At 43.2% G+C, this 597-nt stretch carries 1 protein-coding gene; it reads left to right on the forward strand.

What is annotated here, in order from left to right; translation table 11 throughout:
• Nucleotides 1-84: 84 nt before the first annotated feature.
• Complete coding sequence (locus tag RR876_RS17105; RefSeq protein ID WP_332637204.1) at nt 85-501, forward strand: hypothetical protein; 417 nt, start codon at nt 85-87, stop codon at nt 499-501.
• Nucleotides 502-597: the final 96 nt, after the last annotated feature.

The following is a 597-nucleotide window of genomic DNA, read 5'->3' on the forward strand; positions in this document are numbered from 1 at the left end:
AAAGCCCAACGTCTGTGTATTCAGATCAACAAGAACGCAGGGGAATGGCAGAACGGTTACATGATTCCGATGGGGTATTAAACGATGACCGAATTAGAAACGCAGTTATTGAGAATCATCGAAGAACAACAACAGCAATTACAGCAACAACAGAAGCAGTTGCAGCAGCAACAGCAGAGTTTAGACGTGATGCAAAAGAAAATTATCCAAACTTTGTCAGCACAATCAAAGACAATCGAGAGCGATCAGCAAAGCTTACAGCAAGCACAGAAATCATTAGCAACAATGCAGAAGCAATTTCACGAGCTAGAAAGCAGTACAGCAAGCTATACCGAGCAGATCAATGGCAAAGTCCGAGAGATGAGCATGATCACAGCCAACAACGAAGAAGTACTGGAGAGAATCTCCCCCGTACAGCATTCAGTCTCGTTGCAAGTGACCAAAGCTCAGCAGAATTTGCTCGAAACGTCCGAACTATTGAAGCGAATATCGTCCAAATAAATGAACGGAAAAAGGAAATGGAACAGCCTCAACCTAAGCGAGATAGGGGTATGAGTTGGGGTATGTGACTATAGCAAAGGCTAATAATTAGTAGCT

It is taken from the genome of Acinetobacter sp. (assembly GCF_036666595.1).
In the GTDB taxonomy this organism is placed as follows: domain Bacteria; phylum Pseudomonadota; class Gammaproteobacteria; order Pseudomonadales; family Moraxellaceae; genus Acinetobacter.